The 23,192-nt window shown below is 60.5% G+C and carries 20 protein-coding genes and 1 tRNA gene; 8 read left to right on the forward strand and 13 right to left on the reverse strand.

All coding sequences use genetic code 11. The annotated features are described in order from the left end of the window. The first annotated feature begins 80 nt into the window (after positions 1–80). The 3 genes from BB029_RS03225 (at position 81) to BB029_RS03235 (ending at position 5,131) form a co-directional block, all read left to right on the forward strand. On the forward strand, positions 81–1,370 hold the full coding sequence (locus BB029_RS03225) for a diguanylate cyclase (protein WP_065938218.1): 1,290 nt from the start codon (positions 81–83) through the stop codon (positions 1,368–1,370). Positions 1,371–1,460: 90 nt separating this feature from the next. Next, positions 1,461–3,230: an acyl-CoA dehydrogenase C-terminal domain-containing protein gene (locus tag BB029_RS03230; protein WP_065938219.1), complete on the forward strand. Its 1,770-nt coding sequence runs from the start codon at positions 1,461–1,463 to the stop codon at positions 3,228–3,230. Between the two features lie 122 nt (positions 3,231–3,352). Next, positions 3,353–5,131, forward strand: coding sequence for an acyl-CoA dehydrogenase C-terminal domain-containing protein (locus BB029_RS03235; RefSeq protein WP_027605941.1), 1,779 nt, complete (start codon positions 3,353–3,355; stop codon positions 5,129–5,131). A 240-nt stretch (positions 5,132–5,371) separates the two neighbouring features. Here the strand turns inward: BB029_RS03235 and BB029_RS03240 are convergent, their stop codons facing one another. Further along, positions 5,372–6,271 (reverse strand): LysR family transcriptional regulator, encoded by a 900-nt coding sequence (locus BB029_RS03240; protein WP_027605940.1) that lies wholly within the window; start codon positions 6,269–6,271, stop codon positions 5,372–5,374. A gap of 209 nt (positions 6,272–6,480) precedes the next feature. Between BB029_RS03240 and BB029_RS03245 the strand changes: the two genes are divergently transcribed. The 4 genes from BB029_RS03245 (at position 6,481) to BB029_RS03260 (ending at position 8,897) form a co-directional block, all read left to right on the forward strand. Continuing rightward, entirely contained in the window at positions 6,481–7,749 is a 1,269-nt protein-coding gene (locus BB029_RS03245) for an aspartate aminotransferase family protein (RefSeq protein ID WP_065938220.1), read from the forward strand. 224 nt (positions 7,750–7,973) lie between these two features. Next, positions 7,974–8,339, forward strand: coding sequence for a type II toxin-antitoxin system RelE/ParE family toxin (locus tag BB029_RS03250; protein ID WP_065938221.1), 366 nt, complete (start codon positions 7,974–7,976; stop codon positions 8,337–8,339). Continuing rightward, positions 8,323–8,643: a DNA-binding transcriptional regulator gene (locus BB029_RS03255; protein ID WP_027605937.1), complete on the forward strand. Its 321-nt coding sequence runs from the start codon at positions 8,323–8,325 to the stop codon at positions 8,641–8,643. Before BB029_RS03250 ends, BB029_RS03255 begins: the two co-directional genes overlap by 17 nt. A 95-nt stretch (positions 8,644–8,738) precedes the next feature. Then, positions 8,739–8,897, forward strand: coding sequence for a YqaE/Pmp3 family membrane protein (locus tag BB029_RS03260; protein ID WP_024077743.1), 159 nt, complete (start codon positions 8,739–8,741; stop codon positions 8,895–8,897). 5 nt (positions 8,898–8,902) lie between these two features. Here the strand turns inward: BB029_RS03260 and pqqE are convergent, their stop codons facing one another. The 10 genes from pqqE to BB029_RS03310 form a co-directional block, all read right to left on the reverse strand. Beyond that, positions 8,903–10,033, reverse strand: coding sequence for a pyrroloquinoline quinone biosynthesis protein PqqE (pqqE, locus tag BB029_RS03265; protein WP_065938222.1), 1,131 nt, complete (start codon positions 10,031–10,033; stop codon positions 8,903–8,905). Further along, positions 10,026–10,301: a pyrroloquinoline quinone biosynthesis peptide chaperone PqqD gene (pqqD, locus tag BB029_RS03270; RefSeq protein ID WP_027605935.1), complete on the reverse strand. Its 276-nt coding sequence runs from the start codon at positions 10,299–10,301 to the stop codon at positions 10,026–10,028. The genes pqqE and pqqD overlap by 8 nt, the downstream gene beginning before the upstream one ends. Further along, entirely contained in the window at positions 10,298–11,050 is a 753-nt protein-coding gene (gene pqqC / locus BB029_RS03275; RefSeq protein ID WP_065938223.1) for a pyrroloquinoline-quinone synthase PqqC, read from the reverse strand. Before pqqC ends, pqqD begins: the two co-directional genes overlap by 4 nt. Positions 11,051–11,061: 11 nt before the next feature. Beyond that, entirely contained in the window at positions 11,062–11,973 is a 912-nt protein-coding gene (gene pqqB, locus BB029_RS03280; protein ID WP_010207003.1) for a pyrroloquinoline quinone biosynthesis protein PqqB, read from the reverse strand. 71 nt (positions 11,974–12,044) lie between these two features. Then, positions 12,045–12,119, reverse strand: coding sequence for a pyrroloquinoline quinone precursor peptide PqqA (pqqA, locus tag BB029_RS03285; RefSeq protein WP_003194766.1), 75 nt, complete (start codon positions 12,117–12,119; stop codon positions 12,045–12,047). A 159-nt stretch (positions 12,120–12,278) separates the two neighbouring features. Then, positions 12,279–14,648 carry a pyrroloquinoline quinone biosynthesis protein PqqF gene (gene pqqF, locus BB029_RS03290; RefSeq protein WP_065938224.1) on the reverse strand — a complete coding sequence of 790 codons (2,370 nt, stop codon included), beginning with the start codon at positions 14,646–14,648 and terminating at the stop codon, positions 12,279–12,281. Between the two features lie 48 nt (positions 14,649–14,696). Continuing rightward, positions 14,697–15,491 carry a carbon-nitrogen hydrolase family protein gene (locus BB029_RS03295; RefSeq protein WP_065938225.1) on the reverse strand — a complete coding sequence of 265 codons (795 nt, stop codon included), beginning with the start codon at positions 15,489–15,491 and terminating at the stop codon, positions 14,697–14,699. Positions 15,492–15,501: 10 nt separating this feature from the next. Continuing rightward, the gene (locus BB029_RS03300; protein WP_065938257.1) at positions 15,502–17,184 is read right to left on the reverse strand and encodes an NAD(P)/FAD-dependent oxidoreductase; all 1,683 of its coding nucleotides are present in this window, start codon (positions 17,182–17,184) and stop codon (positions 15,502–15,504) included. Positions 17,185–17,352: 168 nt separating this feature from the next. Further along, positions 17,353–17,799 carry an Lrp/AsnC family transcriptional regulator gene (locus tag BB029_RS03305; protein WP_032883895.1) on the reverse strand — a complete coding sequence of 149 codons (447 nt, stop codon included), beginning with the start codon at positions 17,797–17,799 and terminating at the stop codon, positions 17,353–17,355. A 36-nt stretch (positions 17,800–17,835) separates the two neighbouring features. Beyond that, on the reverse strand, positions 17,836–18,705 hold the full coding sequence (locus BB029_RS03310) for a LysR family transcriptional regulator (RefSeq protein ID WP_065938226.1): 870 nt from the start codon (positions 18,703–18,705) through the stop codon (positions 17,836–17,838). A gap of 111 nt (positions 18,706–18,816) precedes the next feature. On the opposite strand from BB029_RS03310, the gene BB029_RS03315 reads away from it, so the two are divergent. Further along, positions 18,817–19,242: a VOC family protein gene (locus BB029_RS03315; RefSeq protein WP_065938227.1), complete on the forward strand. Its 426-nt coding sequence runs from the start codon at positions 18,817–18,819 to the stop codon at positions 19,240–19,242. 74 nt (positions 19,243–19,316) lie between these two features. Here BB029_RS03315 and BB029_RS03320 read toward each other — a convergent pair. Next, positions 19,317–19,393 (reverse strand) — tRNA-Ile (locus BB029_RS03320). 15 nt (positions 19,394–19,408) lie between these two features. Beyond that, a complete protein-coding gene (locus BB029_RS03325) occupies positions 19,409–23,152 on the reverse strand; it encodes an EAL domain-containing protein (protein ID WP_065938228.1) in 3,744 nt (1,247 codons plus the stop codon). Positions 23,153–23,192: the final 40 nt, after the last annotated feature.

Consider the following 23,192-nt stretch of genomic DNA (forward strand, 5'->3'; position numbering starts at 1 on the left):
ATACATGACGGGCAAGGTGTGCTTAACTGTTCGCATCAAGGCACAGTGCCACTACTTTTTGCGGGTCGGAGTTTTTACCCTTGTCACGCGTGTCTGCTTTACGTTTCAGTCACTTTCTTCCTTCGTTGCTGCTGTTGCTGGCCGGGCTCTCGGCTGCGTACGTCAAGGACCTCAGCGTCTTTTTCACCTCGCTGTTCAATGTGTTGCCGACCCTGGTGCTGTTGCTGGGCGGTTCGTACTGCGCGGTTTATCGCCGCCAGCGTGAATTGTTCCTGATGATCACGGTGTACATCGCCTACTTCCTGCTCGATACCCAGACCGATTTCTATCGCGACAATGGCCGCGTGCGCGAAGACGCGGCCGTGGTGTTTCACCTGTGTTGCCTGTTATTGCCGTTGCTGTTCAGCATCTACGCGCTGTGGCAGGAGAAGACCCATCTGTTCCGCGATTTTGTTGCCCGTTGTGCGGTGCTGCTGGCAGTCGGCAGTGTGGCGCTGGCCCTGGAGCAAAGTTATCCCCAGGCGCTGCTGAACTGGCTGGCGGAGATCCGCTGGCCCGCCCTGCATGGGACCTGGATGAGCCTGATCCAGCTGTCATACCCGATGTTCCTGATCGGCTTCCTCACTCTGGCGGCGCAATATTGGTACCAGCCGCGCCCGCTGCATGCGGCGCAACTGGTCGGGTTGCTGGGGATGTTCTGGATGTTGCCGCAGACCTTCATCCTGCCGTTCACCCTCAACATCATGTGCAGCCAGGTCATGCTGATGATCGCCGCCGGTGTGGCCCATGAGGCTTATCAAATGGCGTTCCGCGACGAACTGACCGGCCTGCCGGGGCGCCGTGCCCTGAACGAACGCATGCAGCGGCTGGGGCGCAACTATGTGCTGGCGATGACCGACGTCGATCACTTCAAGCGTTTCAATGACACCCATGGCCACGATGTGGGCGACCAGGTGCTGCGCCTGGTGGCGAGCAAGCTGTCCAAGGTCAATGGGGGTGGGCGTGCCTACCGCTATGGCGGTGAAGAATTCGCCGTGGTGTTTGCCGGCAAGACCCTGGATGAGTGCATGCCGCACCTGGAGGAAATCCGCGAGATCGTCGCCAACTACGACATCAAGTTGCGCAACTCGGACCGGCCCCAGGATGATCAACAAGGCCGTCAACGCCGGGCGGGCAGCGGCGCGTCGAGTGTGTCGGTGACGGTCAGCATCGGCGTGGCCGAACGCCAGATCGACCAGCGCACGGCGGAAGAAGTGCTCAAGTCCGCCGACCAGGCGCTGTACGCCGCCAAGGGCGCGGGGCGTAACTGTGTGGTTGCGGCCGGGCAGACCCGCCGTGGCGCGGTGCGCATGCAGAGCGCTGCCGGTTGAGTGATGGCGCTGTATTCAGCGGTTCTACAATGATTGTCCGAGGCGCTGGCCGGCAGTAGCTTGAAAGGATCTGCTGCCGGAGACATCGCCATGCCTGAGTACAAAGCTCCCCTGCGCGACATGCGCTTTCTGATCGACCACGTGTTTGATTTCCACGGCCACTACGCTGCCCTGGGCGCCACGGATGCCAGCCCGGACATGGTCAGTGCAATTCTGGAGGAAGGCGCCAAATTCTGCGAGAACGTGCTTTCGCCACTCAATCGCAGCGGGGATGAAGAGGGCTGCCATTTCGACAACGGCGTGGTGACCACGCCCAAAGGCTTCAAGGAAGCCTTCGCCCAGTACGTCGAGGGCGGCTGGCACGGTGTGGCGGCAGACCCGGCCTACGGTGGCCAGGGCCTGCCGCAATCGTTGGGCCTGGTGCTCAGCGAGATGATCGGCTCCAGCAACACCTCGTGGGGCATGTATCCGGGCCTGACCCATGGCGCGATGTCGGCGATCCACGCCCACGGCACCGAAGCGCAGAAGGCCACGTTCCTGAGCAAACTCACCGCAGGCGAATGGACCGGCACCATGTGCCTGACCGAAGCCCATTGCGGCACCGACCTGGGCCTGATCAAGACCCGTGCCGTGCCTCAGGCGGATGGCAGCTACGCGATCACCGGCAGCAAGATCTTCATCTCGGCCGGTGAGCACGACATGAGCGCCAATATCATCCACCTGGTGCTGGCCAAGCTGCCGGATGCGCCGGCGGGCACCAAGGGTATCTCGTTGTTTATCGTGCCCAAGTTCCATGTGGATTCGGCTGAGCGCAATGCGGTGCACTGCGGCTCTATCGAGCACAAGATGGGCATCAAGGCCTCGGCCACCTGCGTGCTCAACTTCGACGGCGCCAAGGGCTTTTTGATTGGCGAGGCAAACAAGGGCCTCAACTGCATGTTCACCATGATGAACCACGCCCGCCTGGGCACCGGCATGCAGGGCCTGTGCAACGGCGAGGCGAGCTTCCAGGGCGCGATCAAGTACGCCAACGACCGCCTGCAAATGCGCGCGCTGACCGGCGCCAAGGCCCCGGAGAAAGCCGCCGACCCGATCATCGTGCATCCGGATGTGCGCCGTATGCTGCTGACCATGAAAGCCTTCAACGAAGGTAACCGCGCACTCACCTATTTCACTGCGCAGTTGCTCGATACCGCGCACCTGAGCAGCGACGCTGGCCAGCGTCAGGAAGCCGAAGACCTGTTGGCGTTCCTCACCCCCATCTGCAAAGCCTTTATGACCGACACCGGGCTGGAGGTGACCAACCACGGCATGCAGATATTCGGCGGCCATGGCTACATTCGTGAGTGGGGCATGGAACAACTGGCGCGCGATGCGCGGATTGCGCCGATCTACGAAGGCACCAACGGCATCCAGGCCCTCGACCTGCTGGGGCGCAAGGTGCTGGGCAGCCAGGGCAGGCTGCTGCGCGGCTTTACCAAAATCGTGCATAAGTTTTGCGCGGCGAATGCCGAACATGCGCAGCTCAAGGGCTATGTGGCGCAGCTCAATCAACTGAATCAGGAATGGGGCGCGCTGACCACCCAGGTCGGTATGGCCGCGATGAAAAACCCGGATGAGGTGGGCGCAGCGGCGGTGGATTACTTGATGTATAGCGGTTACATCATCCTCGCCTACCTGTGGCTGCGGATGGCCATTGCCGCGCTGGCGCAGGATGACACTGAGTTTGCCAAAGCCAAGCTGGCCACTTGCGACTTTTACTTCAAGCGTCTGCTGCCACGTACCGCAACCCATCGCGCCGCCGTGGAAGCGGGCAGCGAATGCCTGATGAGTCTGCCTGCGGAGTCGTTTGCGTTGTAATGACTTAAAAATACCAATCAGTCACAAGTGGACCCTATGTGTCTGAAAAGTTGTTCGGGTACACTCGGAGCCTGTAAAACCGATCCTATCGAATCACTTTTCACGTTCTCACGAGGTTTGCCATGGCTGATTACAAAGCGCCGCTGCGTGATATGCGCTTCGTCCTCAACGAAGTCTTTGAGGTCGCCACCACTTGGGCCCAATTGCCGGCATTGGCAGACAGCGTTGACGCCGAGACCGTAGAGGCCATCCTCGAAGAAGCCGGCAAGGTCACCGCCAAATCCATCGCCCCGCTCAGCCGCGGCGGCGATGAACAGGGCTGCCGTTGGGATAACACCGCGGTGTTTACTCCGGAGGGTTATCCACAGGCCTACAAGACCTACGCTGAAGGTGGCTGGGTCGGCGTAGGCGGCGACCCCGTGTTTGGCGGCATGGGCATGCCCAAGGCGGTATCGGCCCAAGTCGAGGAGATGATCAACTCGTCAAGCCTGGCGTTCGGCCTGTACCCGATGCTGACCTCCGGCGCCTGCGTGTCGATCAACACCCACGCCAGCGAGGAACTCAAGGCCATCTACCTGCCGAAGATGTATTCCGGCGAGTGGGCAGGCTCCATGTGCCTGACGGAAGCGCACGCCGGTACCGACCTGGGGATTATCCGCACCAAGGCCGAGCCGCAGGCAGACGGTTCCTACACGATCAGCGGGACAAAGATCTTTATCACTGGCGGTGAACACGACCTCACCGAGAACATCATTCATCTGGTACTGGCCAAGCTGCCGGACGCACCGGCCGGCCCCAAGGGGATTTCGCTGTTCCTGGTGCCGAAGTTCATGGTCAACGCCGACGGCAGCCTGGGCGCGCGCAACCCGGTGAGCTGTGGCTCCATCGAACACAAGATGGGTATCCAGGCATCCGCCACCTGCGTGATGAACTTCGACGAAGCCGTGGGTTACCTGGTGGGCGAACCCAACCGTGGGTTGGCGGCGATGTTCACCATGATGAACTACGAGCGCCTTGGCGTGGGTATCCAGGGCCTGGCGTCCGGCGAGCGCTCCTACCAGAACGCGATTGAATATGCGCGGGACCGCCTGCAAAGCCGTGCGCCGACCGGTGCCCAGGCCAAAGACAAAGTGGCCGACCCGATCATCGTCCACCCCGACGTGCGCCGTATGTTGTTGACCATGAAAGCCGCCAACGAAGGCGGTCGCGCGTTCTCCACCTATGTGGCGACGCAGTTGGACATCGCCAAGTTCAGTGACGATGCCGCTGCCCGTGAGCGGGCCGATAACCTGGTGGCCTTGTTGACGCCGGTCGCCAAGGCGTTCCTCAGCGACCTGGGCCTGGAAACCACCGTGCTCGGCCAGCAAGTGTTTGGTGGCCACGGTTATATTCGCGAATGGGGCCAGGAGCAACTGGTGCGTGATGTACGCATCACCCAGATCTACGAAGGCACCAACGGCATCCAGGCACTGGATTTGATGGGACGCAAGATCGTCGGCAGCGGCGGTGCGTTCTACACCTTGTTCGCCGACGAGATCCGCCAGTTCATCGCCTCGGCGGGGCCCGAACTGGCTGAGTTCAGCCAACCGCTGAGCGCAGCGGTGGATAACCTGGACGAATTGACCGCCTGGGTGCTGGATCGTGCCAGGACCAACCCGAACGAGATCGGCGCAGCCTCGGTGGAGTATTTGCATGCATTTGGTTACATGGCCTACGCCTATATGTGGGCACGTATGGCCAAGGCCGCGTTGGGCAAGGAGACTGAGGAAGACTTCTACGCCAGCAAGCTGGGCACCGCGCGTTTCTACTTTGCGCGTCTGTTACCACGTATTCACTCGCTGAGTGCGTCGGTAAAAGCCGGTAGCGAATCCTTGTTTTTGCTGGATGAGGCACTGTTCTAAGGGCTTGGAAGGCGTGTAAGCATTCTCTTACATGACGTACTGCTAATCGTCCTCTATCGCCAAATTGGATCCACGGATAATCTACTTCACATGGACGTCGCGCAGGAAGCGCAAAGCAACAACACGGACACGTAGGATTCTGCCAGGATGGCGGAGTGAAATGGATGTCAGGGAAACAGTCTGCAAAGCCCCGCTTCGGCGGGGTTTTCTTTTGCCTGCGAAAAAGTCAGGCGCCGAATTTCAGGGCAGGGCCTGCGGCGCATTCATCACGTCTTCCAGCAAGGTGCGCAGCAGCGCCATGGTTGCCTGCTGGCGTTGTACATCGCGACACACCAAACCTACCTTTAACGGCACCCTGGGTTCACTCAAGGGCTTCCAGAGCAGCGACTGGCTATTGTGTTCGTCCTGGGAGCGTCCCGGCAGCACCGTGGCCAATTTGGTGTTAGGCAAGCTGTCGAGAATCCCCACCATGGTATTCAACTCCGCCTGTACCTGCGGCCGGCGTCCGAGGTTGGATAACTGACCCTGCCAGATCTGTCGAACCTGGAACTCTTCCCCCAGCAACAACATCGGCAGTTCGGCGGCCTGTTTCAGCGAGACTTTCTTGAATTCGCGCAGGGGATGGTCCTCGGGGATGACCACCTTCAGCTCATCCTCATACAACAACACGCCGTGCAGCCCCGGCTGGCGTGGCGGCAGATAGCTGATGCCGATGTCCAGCGAGCCGTTAAGCAACCGCCGTTCAATCTCGATCCCGGTCAATTCGTAGATCTGCACCACCAGGTGCGGCTGGGCCTTGCGCACGCGCTCGAGCATTTGCGGGACCAGGCTGGTGTGCACGGTTTGCAGCACGCCGATGGCCAGGGTGCGCATGGCCTGGCCCTTGAAGTTACGCAAGGCTTCGACGGCTTGCTGCATGCCATCGATCAGCGGCAAGGCATGGTTGTACAGGGTATGGGCGGCCAGGGTGGGCAGCAGGCGTTTGCTGCTGCGTTCGAACAGGCTCACATCGAGGTTGCGCTCCAACTGACGGATCTGTTGTGAAAGCGCCGGCTGGGAGATCGACAGGCGTTCAGCGGCACGGCCCACATGGCCTTCTTCATACACCGCGACGAAATAACGCAGTTGCTTAAAATCCATAAGGTTTACTTATCGAAAAAGCTGGAAAATCGAAATGGCCGGTGGCCCCCGAGGCGCCTAGTCTAGCGCCTATTCGCAGGGCTTATAGGGCCGGATCGGGCAATGAACAGCGTTTATGTTGATGGCGTTTACATAGGCAAGGCAACACACCCGCAGACAGTGATTGCAGGGAAAACCGACCAAGGCCTGGTTGCCACTGGGGGCAAGCTGTGAATCTCTTCAATATGCGTCGCCCCGTGCCCAGCCTGGACGACCTGGTGCTGGAGGCTTCACCCGATACGCTGTCCAGCGAGGCGCTGATGCCCACCGTGGCGAGGCCGCCTCAGGTTTTCGTACGTGGCCAGGGCTCCTGGCTGTGGGACAGCGACGACCGTGCCTACCTGGATTTCAGCCAGGGCAACGCTGCCAACAGTCTCGGCCACAGCCCGCAGGTCTTGATCAAAGCCCTTGCCGACCAGACCCAGGCCTTGATCAATCCAGGCATGGGGCTGCATAACCGCGCTCAACTCAATCTTGTCGACCGCCTGTGCCATCGAACCGGCAGCGACCAGGCCTACCTGCTCAACAGTGGCGCCGAGGCCTGCGAAGCGGCGATCAAGCTGGCGCGCAAGTGGGGCCAACTGCATCGCGGCGGGGCCTACCGCATTATCAGCGCGAGCAATGGTTGCCATGGGCGCAGTTTCGCCGCACTGGCGGCGTCGGCCGGCAATCTGGAAAACCGCTTTGAACCGCAATTGCCCGGCTTCAGCCATGTGCCGTTCAACGATCTGCCGGCCCTGCATGCAGCGGTCGATGCACAGACAGTCGCCATCCTGCTGGAGCCGGTCCAGAGCGAGGCCGGTGTGATCCCCGCGACGGAACATTACCTCAAGGGGATTGAACGGCTGTGCCGCGAACTGGGGATCCTGCTGATCCTCGACGAAGTACAAACCGGCCTCGGCCGTTGCGGCACCTTGCTTGCCGAACAGCAATACGGCGTGCGAGCCGACATCATCACCCTCGGCAAAGGCCTGGGCGGCGGCGTCCCGTTGGCTGCGCTGCTGGCGCGCGGCAACGCCTGTTGCTTCGACGTGGGTGAGCTGGAAGGTACCCATCATGGCAACGCATTGATGGCATCGGCCGGGCTGGCGGTACTCGATACGGTGCTGGAGCACGGCTTCCTGGAACACGTACGTGAATCAGGCCTTTACCTGGGCGAAGGCCTTGCCCGGCTGGCCTACCGCTACGACCAGGGCCCATTGCGCGGCCACGGCCTGATGTGGGGCCTGACGTTGTCGGATGATTCTGCAGATGCAGTCGTAAAAGCCGCCCTGCACGAAGGCCTGATCCTCAACGCCCCGCAACCTGACTGCCTGCGCTTCACCCCGGCGCTTACGGTGAGCAAAAGCAACATCGACGAAATGCTCCTGCGCCTGGCCCGCGCTTTTTCCCGGGTGCGCACCGCCCAGTTGCAATGCCGCAAGGGCATCGCCGTTTAACCCACATTCCTGAACCGTCTCGCGGTATACGCGGCGCCTCCAGCCTGATTTTTTCGGCTGGGGGCGTTTTTTTGCGTGTGAAATTTTTGGATTGAAAGCGTTGATTGATCGCCTGTGAAAACAATGGCTTTTTAGCGTGCGTCGGTAAGGACTGTCGACGGAGCACGGGTTGCTCCACTTCTAATCTATACCACTGGGTGGTATGTTTGTGGGAAGGGATATCCATGAGGCTTAGGTTATTTAAAACACGGCAGTTTGCTGATGCGGCCAGCAAGTCCTGGATCTACGATTCGGAGTTGAGGGAGGCATTTGGCCAATTACTGAGGGGGCAGGCAGATAATCTGGGAGGCGGTGTTTGGAAAAAGCGCCTCAACCAGAATAGGCATCGCTCCATAGTGTTGGCCAAGGGCAGGCAATACTGGGTTTATCAGTTGCTGTTCGCCAAGCAAGACCAAAGCAATATCAGTCAGAAAGATTTGGCTTGGTTTCGGGCGATGGCAAAAGTTTATGAAGGCTTAAACGAAACGCAGATCCAGCAGCTCTTGGATCTCAGGGAGTTTGTGGAGATACATCATGACCAAAAAATATGAAAGTGAAGCGCTGGAGTCCATTCACCAATCCGCCAAAGCGCTTTATGCCATCGGTGCTATTAGTAAAACTACCCTTCGTGAATACGACGAAGCGTGCTTCTCTGCCGTCCCGGAACAAATACCTGCCGAACAGATCAAGCAGCTACGTGAAAGTAGCCATGTCAGCCAACCGGTGTTTGCTCGTTACCTGAATACCAGCGCCTCCACGGTGAAGAAATGGGAATCTGGCGAGAAGCAACCCAGCGGCATGGCGCTCAAACTTCTTAGCATCGTGCAAAAGCATGGGTTAGAAATTCTGGCCTGAAGGATGGCCCGGTGCCAGATCCCACTGAACCCTCACGAACGCCCAAGGTCGATTAGCTACACGGCTCACACGAGCCGATTTTCTGGAGCTGACCCATGGACTTCATTCGTATCATCATCGCCATTCTGCTGCCGCCACTGGGTGTGTTCCTGCAAGTGGGTTTCGCTGGCGCGTTCTGGCTGAATATTCTGCTGACCTTGTGCGGTTACTTCCCAGGCATCATTCACGCTGTGTACATCATCGCCAAGCGCTGAGCCCGTCAGCCTTTTGCAATGAGCCGTGAATTGCGCTCATTGCGAAAGGCCAGTTGCTCGATGGTCTGGGTAGCGTGCTCGGCTTCTTCCCGCGCCTTGAGGATGATGCCGTGCTGCTCGGACTTGCTGCACACTGGGTCGGCGTTGCTCGCATCCCCCGTGAGCATGAAAGCCTGGCAACGGCAGCCACCGAAATCCTTTTCCTTTTCATCGCACGAACGACACGGCTCGGGCATCCAGTCGTAGCCGCGAAAGCGGTTGAACCCGAAAGAGTCGTACCAGATGTGCTGCATGCTGTGGTCGCGCACATTGGGAAACTGCACCGGCATCTGTCGGGCGCCGTGGCAGGGCAGGGCGGTGCCGTCCGGCGTCACGGTCAGAAAGATACTGCCCCAGCCGTTCATGCAGGCCTTCGGGCGCTCCTCGTAGTAGTCCGGTGTCACGAAGATCAGCTTGCACGGATGGCCTTCGGCTTCGAGCTTGGCGCGGTATTCGTTGGTGATGCGTTCGGCGCGCACCAGTTGTTCCTTCGTCGGCAATAAACCCACGCGATTGAGTTGCGCCCAGCCATAGAACTGGCAGGTGGCAAGCTCGACAAAATCCGCTTCCAGCGCAATACACAGCTCGATGATGCGGTCGATCTTGTCGATATTGTGCCGATGGGTGACGAAGTTCAGCACCATCGGGTAGCCATGCGCCTTCACTGCGCGGGCCATTTCCAGCTTTTGCGCGAAGGCTTTTTTCGAACCGGCCAGCAGGTTGTTCACCTGTTCGTCGCTGGCCTGGAAGCTGATCTGGATATGGTCCAGGCCGGCTTTCTTGAAGTCGCTGATCTTCTGCTCGGTCAGGCCGATGCCCGAGGTGATCAGGTTGGTATAGAACCCCAGCTTGCGCGCCTCAGCGATCAACTCGGCCAGGTCCTGGCGCACCAGCGGCTCACCGCCGGAAAACCCCAGTTGCGCCGCGCCCATCTCGCGGGCCTCGCGAAATACCTTGATCCACTGCTCGGTGCTCAGTTCCTTGCCCTGCTCGGCAAAGTCCAGCGGGTTGGAGCAATACGGGCATTGCAACGGGCAGCGGTAGGTCAGCTCGGCGAGCAACCACAGCGGCAGGCCGATGGCGGGTTTTTCAGGCAAGGGTGATCCAGTGCTCAGCACGGGCGACCTCCATGAATTGCTCGATGTCGTCACCCAGCTCAGGTACGCCGGGGAACTGTTCTTCGAGCGCGGCAATGATCGCCGCCACGTCGCGCTCACCGTCAATCAGGCCACCAATCAGCGCGGCGCTGTCGTTGAGCTTGATCATGCCTTCGGGGTAGAGCAAGACATGGCCTTTTTGCGCGGGTTCGTACTGGTACCGGTAGCCCTGGCGCCAGGTTGGTTTTCTGCTGCGATCGAAGCTCATAGGGTGATCCCTTTATGCCACACCCGCTGCTCGGTCACGCTGTGATACGGCGGGCGTTTCAGTTCGTAGGCCATGCTCATGGCATCCAGCATGCTCCACAGGATGTCGAGTTTGAACTGGAGGATTTCCAGCATGCGCTCCTGGCCTTCACGGGTGGTGTAGTGCTGCAAGGTGATTGCCAGCCCATGCTCAACATCGCGCCGCGCCTGGCCCAGGCGGGTGCGGAAATACTCGTAGCCGGTGGGGTCGATCCACGGGTAGTGCTGCGGCCAGCTGTCGAGGCGCGACTGGTGGATCTGCGGCGCGAACAGCTCGGTGAGCGAGCTGCTGGCGGCTTCCTGCCAGCTGGCGCGGCGCGCAAAGTTGACGTAGGCGTCTACCGCAAAGCGTACGCCGGGCAGCACCAGTTCCTGGGAGCGCAGCTGGTCGGGGTCGAGGCCGACCGCCTGGCCCAAGCGCAACCAGGCTTCGATGCCGCCATCCTCACCCGGTGCGCCATCGTGGTCGAGCAGGCGCTGAATCCACTCGCGACGGATCTCGCGGTCCGGGCAGTTGGCCAGGATCGCCGCATCTTTCAGCGGGATGTTCACCTGGTAATAGAAACGGTTGGCGACCCAGCCCTGGATCTGCTCGCGGGTGGCACGGCCTTCATACATCGCCACATGGTACGGGTGATGAATATGGTAGAAGGCGCCTTTGGCCCGCAAGGCGGCTTCGAACTCGGCGGTGCTCAATGGTGTGTCAGTCATGTCGTCTGCTCCTACAATTCAATGCTCATGCCGTCGTAAGCGACTTCGACATTGCGCCGCACCAGTTCTGCGCGCTCGGGAGAGTCTTCATCGAGGATCGGGTTGGTGTTGTTGATGTGGATAAGCACCTTGCGCTGCTTGGGCAACTGCTCCAGCACTTCGAGCATGCCGCCGGGGCCATTCTGCGCCAGGTGGCCCATCTCGCGGCCGGTGCGGGTGCCGACGCCACGGCGCTGCATTTCATCGTCGTCCCACATCGTACCGTCCACCAGCAGGCAATCGCTGCCGGCCATGATCTCCAGCAACGGCGCGTCGACCTTGCCCAGGCCCGGGGCGTAGAACAGTTTGCCGCCGGTGCGCAGGTCTTCGACGATCAGGCCGATGTTATCGCCAGGGTGCGGGTCGAAGCGGTGCGGTGAGTAGGGCGGCGCGGCGCTGCGCAGTGGCAGCGGGGTGAAGCGCAGGTTGGGGCAGGCCGGGATGGTGAAGCTGGCATCCAGCTCGATGCGGTTCCAGGCCAGGCCGCCGTTCCAGTGGGTGAGCATGGTGAACAGCGGGAAGCCGGTGCTCAGGTCTTCGTGGACCATGTCGGTGCACCACACCTGGTGCGGGCAACCTTCGCGCAGGCTCAACAGGCCGGTGGTGTGGTCGATCTGGCTGTCCATCAGGATGATGGCACTGATGCCGGTGTCGCGCAGTGCGCGGCCGGGCTGCATCGGCGCAAAACCCTGGAGTTGCGCGCGGATATCCGGCGAGGCATTGCACAGTACCCAGTTCACGCCATCGTCGGAAATGGCGATGGACGACTGGGTCCGCGCCTGCGCCCGCAGGCTGCCGTCACGAAAACCTGCGCAGTTCACGCAGTTGCAGTTCCACTGCGGGAAGCCGCCGCCAGCGGCGGAACCTAGAATCTGGACAAACATGGCCGCTCCATCAAGCAAAGCTCAAAACAAAAACGCCCCGGGCGAACCGAGGCGTTGTATTACCCAGCGGCTTAGCGGCTGGCGAAGTACATGGTGACTTCGAAGCCGATGCGCAGATCAGTGTAAGCAGGTTTGGACCAGGTCATATTCTTACTCCTACGAAGGGATGGGACGTTTACTACCAAGTAATACATATAGTCCACCTCCAGTCGGAGATGTTCAGATGTGTGCGTGGGAATGTTACGCAATTCTTCTCAAGTTAGCGCTGTCTTGGTGGAAAAAGCCTGTTGCAGGGTTGGCAATGATCAGCTCGCTGGTTGCCAGCTCTCGTCGACAGGTGGGCCGTTGGCGATGCAGCGCCAGCCGCCGGTCGCGTCCTGCAGCTGTTGGGCCGCGTGTTGCAGGTCCTCCCGTGTGCGGGCCTGGATCAGCTGTTGAAGCTGGTACAGATAATCCGACGGATGGCCCGCCAGGCGCGCATGCCAAAGCAGTTCGGCGCTTTGGGTGATCGGTAACGTCGCGGTGCAGAACTGCTGTGCCAAGGCGTGATTGCCCGAGTCATCGCTGCTGTCGATCAACAACGGTAGGTGTTTCAGGAAGGCTTGCAGGTGATCGACGATACCTGCCAGTGAAACGCTGGGTGATTGCACACCCAACAGCAGGCCGGTTTGCCCGTTGATCTGTCGGACACCGCTGAATACGGCGTAGCCCAACTGCAACTCGACCCTCAGGCGTTGGTAAAACGGCCCTTGGAGCAGGTGCCCAAGCAGCCGCCATGAGGCTTCATCGGCCGGGGATTGGCTGGGTGCCGGGCAAAACAGCAGCACGGCGGCTTCGGTTGAGTCAGTTTTAACCGTATGCCACACACGTTGACCACCGAGGTGTTGAAGAGAAGGTTCGAAGTGTGCAGGTTGCCCAGGCAGACGGGCGGCGGCTGCCTTTATCAACGTTTCACATGCGGCGGGCAGACTCAGCCCCAGGCCGTGCCAGCGGGCAGTGGCCCAGGATCCAGGCTGTTCGCTGGCGTCGGCACGGCCGGTGGCGCAGCACGCGGGCAGGGCCTGGAGCAGTTCCCGGATAGCGATCATGGGCGCAGGTGCCGGGGCAGTTTCCTGCGGCAGGTTCAGGCGCTGCGCCAACGCCTCCAGCACGGCCGGCATCGGCTCGTGCAGCCCGGTCATCTTCACCAGCCAATCATGGCCGGTGGCTTCGAGAGATAATTCGACGCCCGCCTGGCGCGCATATTCACGCAATGGCTGCAAGGTGTTTTCCAGCCCGGCAGGCGCTGGCGCGTCGAAGCGCCACTGCACGTACAGCGCGCCTTCATCGCCGTCATCCGCCAAGGCCTGGCTGAAGGTCAGCGCCGATACGTCCCTTCGCCCCCGTGAACGATCCTGGGCAAACGTGCGCAAGCCTCGGTGAGCGCTGGTTTGGCCACGGATCAGGCCGGCGCGTTCTTCTTTGACCGGTGGGCGCAGGAACGGGTTGTTCGGGGGCAGTTGCCAACGGTGTTCGGCGGGCGGCAAGTGCAGTGAATCAAGCAGGGCCTTGAGCGCGGCGACGCCCAGTTCACTGAGGTCTTCGCTGTTGTTTCGAGCCAATGCCAGGGCGCCCTGGACCTGTTGTTGGCGAGCGTTCAGCAGGGCGAACTCTTCGCGCAGTGGCGTCCAATCGCTGTGTGCGAAAAAGCTCAGCCAGTCGTGCAGCAGCGCCTCAATGGGTGTGGTCGGTTCGTCCTTGCTGTCGAGTGTAAAGTCGATGTCCAGCACGGCTTGTCCGGCGAAGTGGTACAGCACCGATGCCTGCAGGGCGCTGGCCAAGTGTCGGGTTTTTAACTCGGCGAGCAGCCCGCCCGGCGCAGAGGCATTGAGCCAGGTGCAGAGGAAATCCAGGGCTTCACGGGGCGCGTCACAGGTGATGATGTGGTGCAGGTGGTTGTTGTCGATGTGTTGATAGCGCCGAGCCTGGCCTTGCATCAAGGCCGGTGGTGAGGCCTGCGGATGCAAGGGGCCAGCGATCAGTTGCGCGCTGAACCGCTGCGCCAGGGCTTCCAGTTCTTGCAGCGGTTGCGGGCCGGCGAGGCTCAGTGTCATCTGCCCGCTTTGATAGAAATGCGTGTGGAATTTCCGCAGTGCTTGCTGAAACGCCTCGCGCTCCACCGGCAGGCTGTCACGGTTGCCCGCGTGAAAACCGCGCAGCGGATGATCCGCTGCCAAGCCTTCGAGCAGTGCCACCTGCTGCTGTGCCTTGGCATCCTGGGACCACGCGACGTACTCAGCGTGCAGCACTTCGCGCTCGCGCCGTTGATCTTCCGGGGTCAGGCGCGGATGGGTCAGCATGTCCGCCAGCCGCTCCAGCCCGTGCGCAAAGACTGAAACCGGTAGTTCAAAGAAGAAGTCCGTGGTGCGTTCGCGGGTGCTTGCATTCACTTGGCCGCCGTGGCGCTGCACGTAGGCCATCAGCCCTTCGCCTGCAGGAAATCGCTCGGTTCCCAGAAACAACAAATGCTCAAGAAAATGCGCCAGCCCCGGCCAGGCCAACGGCACGTCGTGGCTACCGGCAGCCACCCGCAGCGCCGCCGCGCAACGTTTTAAGCGCGGTGCATGGCGCAGGGAAACCCGCAGGCCATTGGCCAGGGTTAGATGAACGGGATAAAGGTGGGCCGGGGCGGGCATGGGCACTTCCAGAACGGGGCAAGTGCCTATGCTAACAAACCCATTCAATCAGGGCTTGTGCAGCGGGCCGTAAAGCTCGGGACGCCGGTCTTGCAGGTAATGGTTGGCGGCGCGGGCGTCGAGGATCGATTGTCGATCCACTGTCCCGACAATCAAGGCTTCATCCAGGCCCGCTAGGGCGATTCGCTGGCCATCCGGTGCGGCAATGCTGCTTTGCCCGCAGTACTGGATATCGCCTTCGTGCCCGCAGTAATTGGCGTAGGCCACGTAGCACTGGTTCTCGAAGGCCCGCGCCCGCACGGTGACATCGGCGACAAAGTCGAACGGCACCATATTGGCGGTGGGCACCAGGATCAGCTCGGCACCGGCCAGGGCCAGGCGTCGGGTGTTTTCCGGGAACTCCAGGTCATAGCAGATCAGGAACCCCAGCTTCCATCCGTTGAGTTCCACCAGCGGGAAATCATCGTCGCCGGCACTGAACATCGAGTGATCCAGATCCCCGAACAGATGGGTCTTGCGGTAGTTGCACAGGCGCTGGCCGTGGGCGTCGATCAACTGCACGGCGTTGTATATCTGCCCGTCTTCGGTCCGCTCCGGGTAGCCGTACAGAATCGCCAGGCCGGCGCTTTGCGCCAGTTCGGCAATCGCCTGTGCAGACTCCCCGTCCTGAGCTTCGGCCAAGGCCCCCACGGCTTCGGCACCGATGTTGTACCCGGTGAGGAACATCTCCGGCAGCACCAGCACGTCGGCGCCGGACGCTTCATGCGCCAGTTGGTGCAGACGCTTGAGGTTGCCTGCGACATCCAGCGGCAGCGGTGGGCATTGGTACAGGGCGACGCGCATGTTCAACTCCTTAGTCAGCCAGGGCAATCGGCCCGATCTCATCGAACACATCACCCGGCCCCGGGTTCTCGGGGTGAGTGCTGCCACCAAAGTGGGTCATGATGCCCCATACCGCGTTCAGTGAGGTTTGTACCGCGCCCTCCACCCATGCTGGAGTCCAGGACACGTCGTCACCGGCGATAAAAATCCCGCGTTGTTCAGCGGGCATGTCCTTCTGCATGAAGTGCGCATACATGCGCTGGTTGTAGCGGTAATGACCTGGCAACGCGCCTTTGAAGGCCCCGAGGAAATGCGGGTCGGCCTCCCAGGACACAGTGATCGGGTCGCCGATGATGCGCGCCTTGATGTCGACTTTCGGGTAGATCTTGTTCAAGGCGTCCAGCGCCAGTTTCACCCGCTTGTCGATGGGCTGCGGGAGCATTTTCAGCGCGTCGCTCATCCACGAGTACGACAGGCAGATCACCCCTGGTTTGTCGTCGCCGTTGTCGAAAAGGTAAGTGCCGCGCGTGAGGCGATCGGTGAGGGTCATGCTCATCAGGTCGCGGCCGGTCTCCGGGTCTTTGTCTTTCCAGAATGGGCGGTCGACCATCACGAAGGTCTTTGACGATTGCATGTAGCGCGTACGGTCCAGGGCCATCCACATCTTTTGCGAGAACAGGGTTTCATCGCACTCGATCTGGGTGGTCAGCAGCCAGCTTTGGCAGGTGGTGAGCACGGCCGCGTATTCGCGGGTATCGCCGTAGTTGTCGGTCACCGCGAAACGGCCCTCGGCAGCATGGGCGATGCGTTTTACCCCGGCCCGTGGTGCACCGCGGTGCAGCGAGCTCAGGCTGGTACCGGCGGGCCAGTGGGCGCATCGTTCCGGCACATGGCGCCAGATGCCCATCGGCACCTGGGCTACGCCGCCGACCACCAGATGCTGGTGATCGTCACAGTTGGTCATGACCACGCGGAATATTTCCAGCATGGAGTTGGGGAAATCCGAGTCCCAGCCACCGGTGCCGAAACCTACCTGGCCAAACACCTCGCGGTGGTGGAACGATAACTGTGCGAAAGCCTTGGAGGTCGCGACGAAGTCGTAGAAGGTGCGGTCGTCCCACAAGGGCACCAGCTTGTTCCACAGCGCTTTGAGGCGCGGCACATCACGGTCGCGGATGGCTTGCTGGATATCGCCGAACTGCGAGCCGGCTTCCAGGGCGTCGGCCCAGGCGTCAGCCACTTCCTGGAACAGCGCAGGCAGATCGGACAGCTTTTGTGCGTAGTGGGTCTGGCCTTCGAGATCGATCACCGTACTGCCGGAAGCCGGCGTCAGCGGGTTGGGGAAGGGTTTGGTTTCCAGGCCCAGCTTGTCGACGTAGTGATAGAACGCGGTAGATGACACCGGAAAACGCATCCCACCCAACTCGGCGATGATGCCTTCGGCGCCTTCGAAGGCCTGGGAACGCAAACGGCCGCCCATCTTCGAGGCCTCATACACCACGGGCTTGAGGCCCAGCTTCATCAACTCGTAGGCGGCGACCAGCCCGGCGATACCGGCGCCGACGATGGCCACTTCTGCACCATGATTGGCGGCGGGGATACTGCCGAGTCCGGCGGGGTGTTCGATCCAGTCATCGAAGGCGAACGGGAAATCCGGGCCAAAGATGGTGATGGGTTTTTTACCGTCGGCAGGGTGGCGATTGGTCTTGCTGATAGTGCTGGACGGAATGCTCATGGCGGGCCCTTGCTGACGACTCGGCGGGAAGTAACCCGCTGAGTATAGGAAAAGATGGCAGCCAGTTTAGGGAGCGTTGCGTTCGTTAATAAGACGCAAAGTGTCGTCGGAATGAATTGTTTTTAGTCATAGTGACGAATTAGGTGGTCAGATTGGTTGGCCGCGGTCCAATTTGTTACTGAGGATGATCGATGTGGTGGTTTTCTCCACGCCATCGACACTGCCGATCTGGTCCAGTAATTGATCGAGCTGTTCCGGCGAATCGGTGCGCAACCAGGCCACGTAATCGAACTCGCCGCTGACCGCGCACAATTGTTGAACCTGGGCCATGGCGCTCAGCCTGCGCAGCACTTCTTTGCCCGACCGCGGTTGCACGGTGATCCCCACATAGGCCTGCAAGCCGCCATCTGCCACGCGTTGACCCAGGCGCACACCATAACCGGTGATCACCTGGGTTTTCTCCAGGCGCGCAAGGCGCGACGTCACCGTGGTGCGCGCAATGCCCAACTGCCGGGCGAGCATGGCCACGCTTTCGCGTGCATTGATCTGCAAGGCGGCGATCAACTGGCGATCGATTTCATCTAGAACAGGCACGTGGGGCTCCGTGACGGGCGGCAATGGGAACGCATGTTACAGGCTTGGATCGGCCAGCAGGCAGCGGGCAAACAGTTGTGGTACCGGCAGGTGACGTTGGCTGTAGCGGCCCAGCAGGATGATCTCGCGGAAAAAAGTCAGCTTGCCCAGCGGGATTATTCTTACTTGGGGCGAGCGCTCCAGCCACAAGCCTGCCTTTGGAATCAACGTTACGCCCAGGCCACACTCCACCATCCTGACGATGGCTTCGAGTTCATCCAGCTCCAGCGCCACTTGCACCTCAAGCTTCTGCTCGCGCAGAAACCGGCTCACGAGTCGGCCGCCAAACGAAGCACGGTCATAGCGCACATGGGGCTGGGTGTTGAGTAGGTGCAAAGGGTCGTCGCCCACCAATGTGTTCGGCACGACCAACACGAACGGCTCCTTGCGCAGCACCTGCACATACAACTCCTTGGGCAGGTCGAAGGGCGGTCGAATGATGATTGCCGAATCCAACTCTCCAGCGTCGACCTGGTTCAACAGTTCCAGGGAGACACCAGGCACCAACTTGCACTCAACCGTTGGCGCGGCCTGGCGCAAGCGCACCAACGCCTGGGGCAGCAAACCGGTTTGAGCCGTAGTGATAGCACCGACTTTCAACTCACCCCGGTATTCATTGGTATTCACCGGCACCGCCATGCGGTTGAAGGTTTCCAGAATCTCCTTGGCCAAGGGTAATGCGCGCAAACCGGCGGCATTCAGGGTGGCCTGGCGGCCGGTGCGGTCGAACAGCTGCACGCCCAGCGCTTGCTCCAACTGACGAATCTGGGCACTCACCGCTGACTGCGTCAGCCCGATATGCATGCCCGCTGCCGCAAACGTCCCGTGGCGCGTTACCGCAATAAAGGTCTTCAATTCACGCAGCATGGATGTCCCGATTCATCAAATTTTTTTGAGCTCGACGCAAAAACTATCGTCTTTTCATCGTTGGGAGCAAGGCTAAACTCGGCTTACTAACGCCCATAGAGGTTTGAACTGATGACACTCGCGCCCTTTCACCTGGCAATTCCGGTATTCGAACTCGCCGCTGCACGGCACTTCTACGGCGACGTCTTTGGGTTGGAGGAGGGCCGCTCCAGCGAACACTGGGTCGACTTCAACTTCTTCGGCCATCAACTGGTGATCCACGAACACCCGAAAACCGCCTCCCAGGAAGCCGCCCACACCAACGCCGTCGACGGCCACGACGTACCCGTGCCGCATTTTGGCGTGGTGCTGGGCTGGGAAGATTGGCACGCCCTGGCAGACCGTTTACAGGCGCGGCAGACGACGTTTGTGTTGGAACCGCATATTCGGTTCAAGGGACAGGTGGGGGAGCAGGCGACCTTGTTTCTGTTCGACCCGTGCGGCAATGCGTTGGAGTTCAAGGCATTCAGGGATATTGGGCAGTTGTTTGCGAAGTAAGGTTGTGGGCAACCCACCCACGCAAAACGTCTAGGCCAGACACACAAAAGCCGCGCAATGCGCGGCTTTGGAGTTGGTGGGCCCACACGGACTTGAACCGTGGACCAAAGGATTATGAGTCCTCTGCTCTGACCAACTGAGCTATAGGCCCTCAGTAGGTCGCGGATTATAACGATGGTTTCTCCACTGTGCTATCCGAAAAATCCTCAATGCTCCTGCGAAGGAAGGAAGCAGCAAAAAGCTCGGGCGGTAGCGGCAGGCTGACAATGTAACCCTGCATCTGTTCGCAGCCTTCAGCAGCCAGGAAGGCTTGCTGCGCGGGGTTCTCCACGCCTTCTGCGATGATGGTGAATTGCATGCTGTGGCCCAGGGCGATGATGGCGCGCACGATGGCGGCGTCGTGGGGGTCGTCAGGCAGGCCGCGGACGAAGGACTGGTCGATCTTCAGGAAATCCAGGGGCAGGCGCTTGAGATAGCTGAGGGACGAATAGCCGGTGCCGAAATCGTCGATCGCCAGTTGTACGCCCAGGCGCTTGAGTTGGTGCAGGACTGCCAGCGCTTCTTCGGCCTGGCTCATGATGAAGTTTTCAGTGATCTCCAATTGCAGGCAGCCCGGCTCGAGGCTGTAGTCGCGCAGTAACTGTTCGATACGAGCCAGTAAACCAGGGTGGCGCAATTGCGCGCCGGCGAGGTTGACCGATAGTGGGCCAAAGTCATCGAAAGTGGTTTGCCAGGTGTGCATTTGCAGGCAGGCCTGTTCCAGGACCCAATCTCCAATCTGCAGGATAGTGCCGTTCTCTTCGGCGAGGGCGATGAAGTGTTCGGGCGGGACCTCGCCAAACATGGGGTGCCGCCAGCGAATCAGCGCTTCGGCGCCGATCAGTTCCTGGGTCGCCAGGCTCAGTTTTGGTTGGTAATACAGGCTCAATTCATCACGCTCAATGGCGCGGCGCAATTCGTGCTCCAACGCTACGCGCTCATTGGCCTGTACAGTCAGATCACGGGTATAGCTTTCGACTCGGTTACGCCCCTTGGCCTTGGAGCGGTACATCGCGGCGTCGGCGTTCTTGACCAGGGTGGCCACGTCGGTACCGTCCTGGGGGTACAGGCTGGTGCCGATGCTGGCGCTGATGAAGAACTCGTGTTCGCCGGCCTGGAACGGTGGGGTGAAGCAGGCCAGCAGCTTGTTGGCCAGTTGCTCGGCGTCGCTGGCGTGTTGCAGGCCGGGCAGCAGGATGATGAATTCATCGCCGCCCAGGCGCGCGACGGTGTCGATGTCACGCAGTTGCTCCTTGAGGCGTACGGCGATGTCTTTGAGTAGCAGGTCGCCGATCGGGTGGCCGAGGCTGTCATTGATGTGTTTGAAACGATCCAGGTCGAGAAACAGCACCGCGCCTTGTTTGCCGGTTTCCTGATGGCCGTTGAGGGCCGCCTGCAGCCGACTTTCAAACAGCATGCGGTTCGGCAGGCCGGTCAGTGGGTCGTGGTGCGCCTGATAGTCGAGGCGCGCCTGGGCCAGCTTGAGGCTGGAGATGTCGGCAAACACCGCGACAAAATGCGTGATCAATTGATCGCGGTTGCGCACGGCGCTGATGGTCAGCCAACTGGGGTACAACTCGCCGTTCTTGCGGCGGTTGGAGATTTCGCCCTGCCAATGACCCTGGGCCGTCAACTGGTGCCACATGGCGGCATAGAAGGCGCTGTCATGCAGGCCGGAGGCGAGCAGGCGCGGTGTCTGGCCCAGGGCTTCGGCTTCACTGTAGCCGGTGATCTCGCTGAAGGCGCGGTTGACGGCGCTGATGTTCTGGCGCGTGTCGGTGATCAATACGCCCTCGGCGGTACTCTCGAATACCGTGGCGGCCTGTTGCAGTTTTTCCTGCATCAGCTGGCGCTCGGTGATGTCCCGGGCGATGGTGAGCATGCAGTCTTCACCGGCGATCGGCAGTGGGCGGCTGGAGACTTCGCACAGCCGGATCTGCCCGTCGCTGCGGCGTATATGGCAGATGAAGTCACGCACGTATCCATCTCGATGCATCAACTCCAGCATGTGCTTGCGTTCGTTAAGATCGACCCAGATGCCCAGGTCAAGGGTCGATTGGTCGAGGGATGTCGTACTGTTGAAGCCGGTGATGCGACTGAAACCATCGTTCACTTCAATCAGCAGGCCATCTCGCTGGCGGCTCAGCAGCAAGCCATCGGGAGAGGCGTGGAAGGCCTTGGCGAATTTCTCTTCGGAGATTTGCAGTTGTTGCTGGGTTTCCTTGAGCTGGGTGATATCGCGGACCACCACCACAATGGCTTCAGTGGTGTCGAGTTGAAACGGTTCGGCGGAAATCAGCCCGATAAAGGCCTGGCCATTGCTGCGCAGAAAGGGCATTTCCAGGTTGCGAATGCTAGTGGTTTGCACGCGTTTCAACAGATCGGTGCCGATACCGGGGATGCCCCAGATATTCAGGGCGGTCGCGGTTTTTCCGATCACCTGCGCGGCTTTCAGACCCACTTGGTCCTCAAATGCTTTGTTGACCTCAAGCAGGCAGCCATCGGACAGTCGCGCGATCACCAGGATGTCCGGGCATTGCTGAAACACGGAAGCAAACTTTTGCTCGGAAAGCTGCAGCGCCTCTTCAGTGCGTTTGGTTTCGCTGATGTCGATCATCAAGCCCCGTAACACTGGCTCATGGCCATGTTCGATCAGGCTGACAATGTCGCGCACCCAAAGGCAGCGGCCGTCCGCCGTGATCACCCGATAGTCGATGCTGTGGTCGCGGTTGGCGCGGGTTTCCCGGTAGCAATAGGCTTCGGCGCGGATGAGGTCGGCGGGGTGAATGATGTTGCGCCAGAAGCCCGGAATCAGCCAATGGGCGCGCGGGTAACCGAGCAGATCCTCGGCGTGGGGTGACACATAGCTGTAGGTGAAATCGGTAACGCTGGCTTCCCAGGCGATGGCGGACAGGCTCTCCACCAGGCCGCGATAATGGTATTCGCTGCTGCGCAGTTCCTGTTCGAGGGCGACGCGGCGGGAAATTTCCGAACTCAGCCGGCGATTGATCCGAATGACGATGGCCAAAACGGTGCTCAACAACAGCACGGCGGGCAGGCCGTACATCAGTAGGTCGGTCCAGAACGTACGGTGATCGGTGAGGCTGCCCACCCAGCGTTGCTGGATGGCTTCGGTTTCGGCCGGGCTGAGGTCGGCGAGAACCTTGTCCAGGATGCTCACCAGTATTTTGTTGTCCCGTGGTACACCCATCGCCAATTGATAGCGGTACGGCGTTTCGCCACTTACGTACAGGCCATCGAGCTTGAGCTGGCGCAGACTCCAGACGCTTGACGCGAGGTCGCCCACCACGGCGTCGACTTCGTCGGTGGCCAAGGCCTGCAGCGTCGAACTGACATTGGGCAGGGCCACCAGGTTGAGGTCTGGATGATGGGTGCGTAGCAGTTCATGGGGAGCATAATTTTCCACCACGGCAATCTTCAACCCATAAAGGTCTTTGAGGTTGCGTGGTCGGGCGCCGCCTTCATGGGCGAGGATGACAATGGGAAAGTCCAGGTAAGGGCGGGTGAATGCCATGAAGTCCTGGCGTTCGGGGGTAGACATGATGCCCGGCAGCAGGTCGAGTTGGTTGTGGCGTGCCTGCTCCAGCAAGGCACTCCAATTGACCGGCTCAATCAGTTTGATCCTGACCCCCAGGCGTTCCTGGATCAGGCGTACGTAGTCCGCCGCCAAGCCTTGGTAGCGGCCCTCTTCATCACGGTATTCGAAGGGTGGCCAGGAGGCGTCCACCCCCACGCGCAACTCCTGATGGTCCGCCAGCCAGCCACGCTCATCATCGCTAAGAGTCAACGCGCCAGCCGTTGCGGTCCAGGTCAGCAGCGACAGCAGTAACACAGTCGGCAATCTGGGCATAACGGTCTCGTTATGGCACGGGGAATGTTTCGAGTGTAGA

Source organism: Pseudomonas sp. S3E12, assembly GCF_001702295.1.
GTDB lineage: Bacteria > Pseudomonadota > Gammaproteobacteria > Pseudomonadales > Pseudomonadaceae > Aquipseudomonas > Aquipseudomonas marginalis.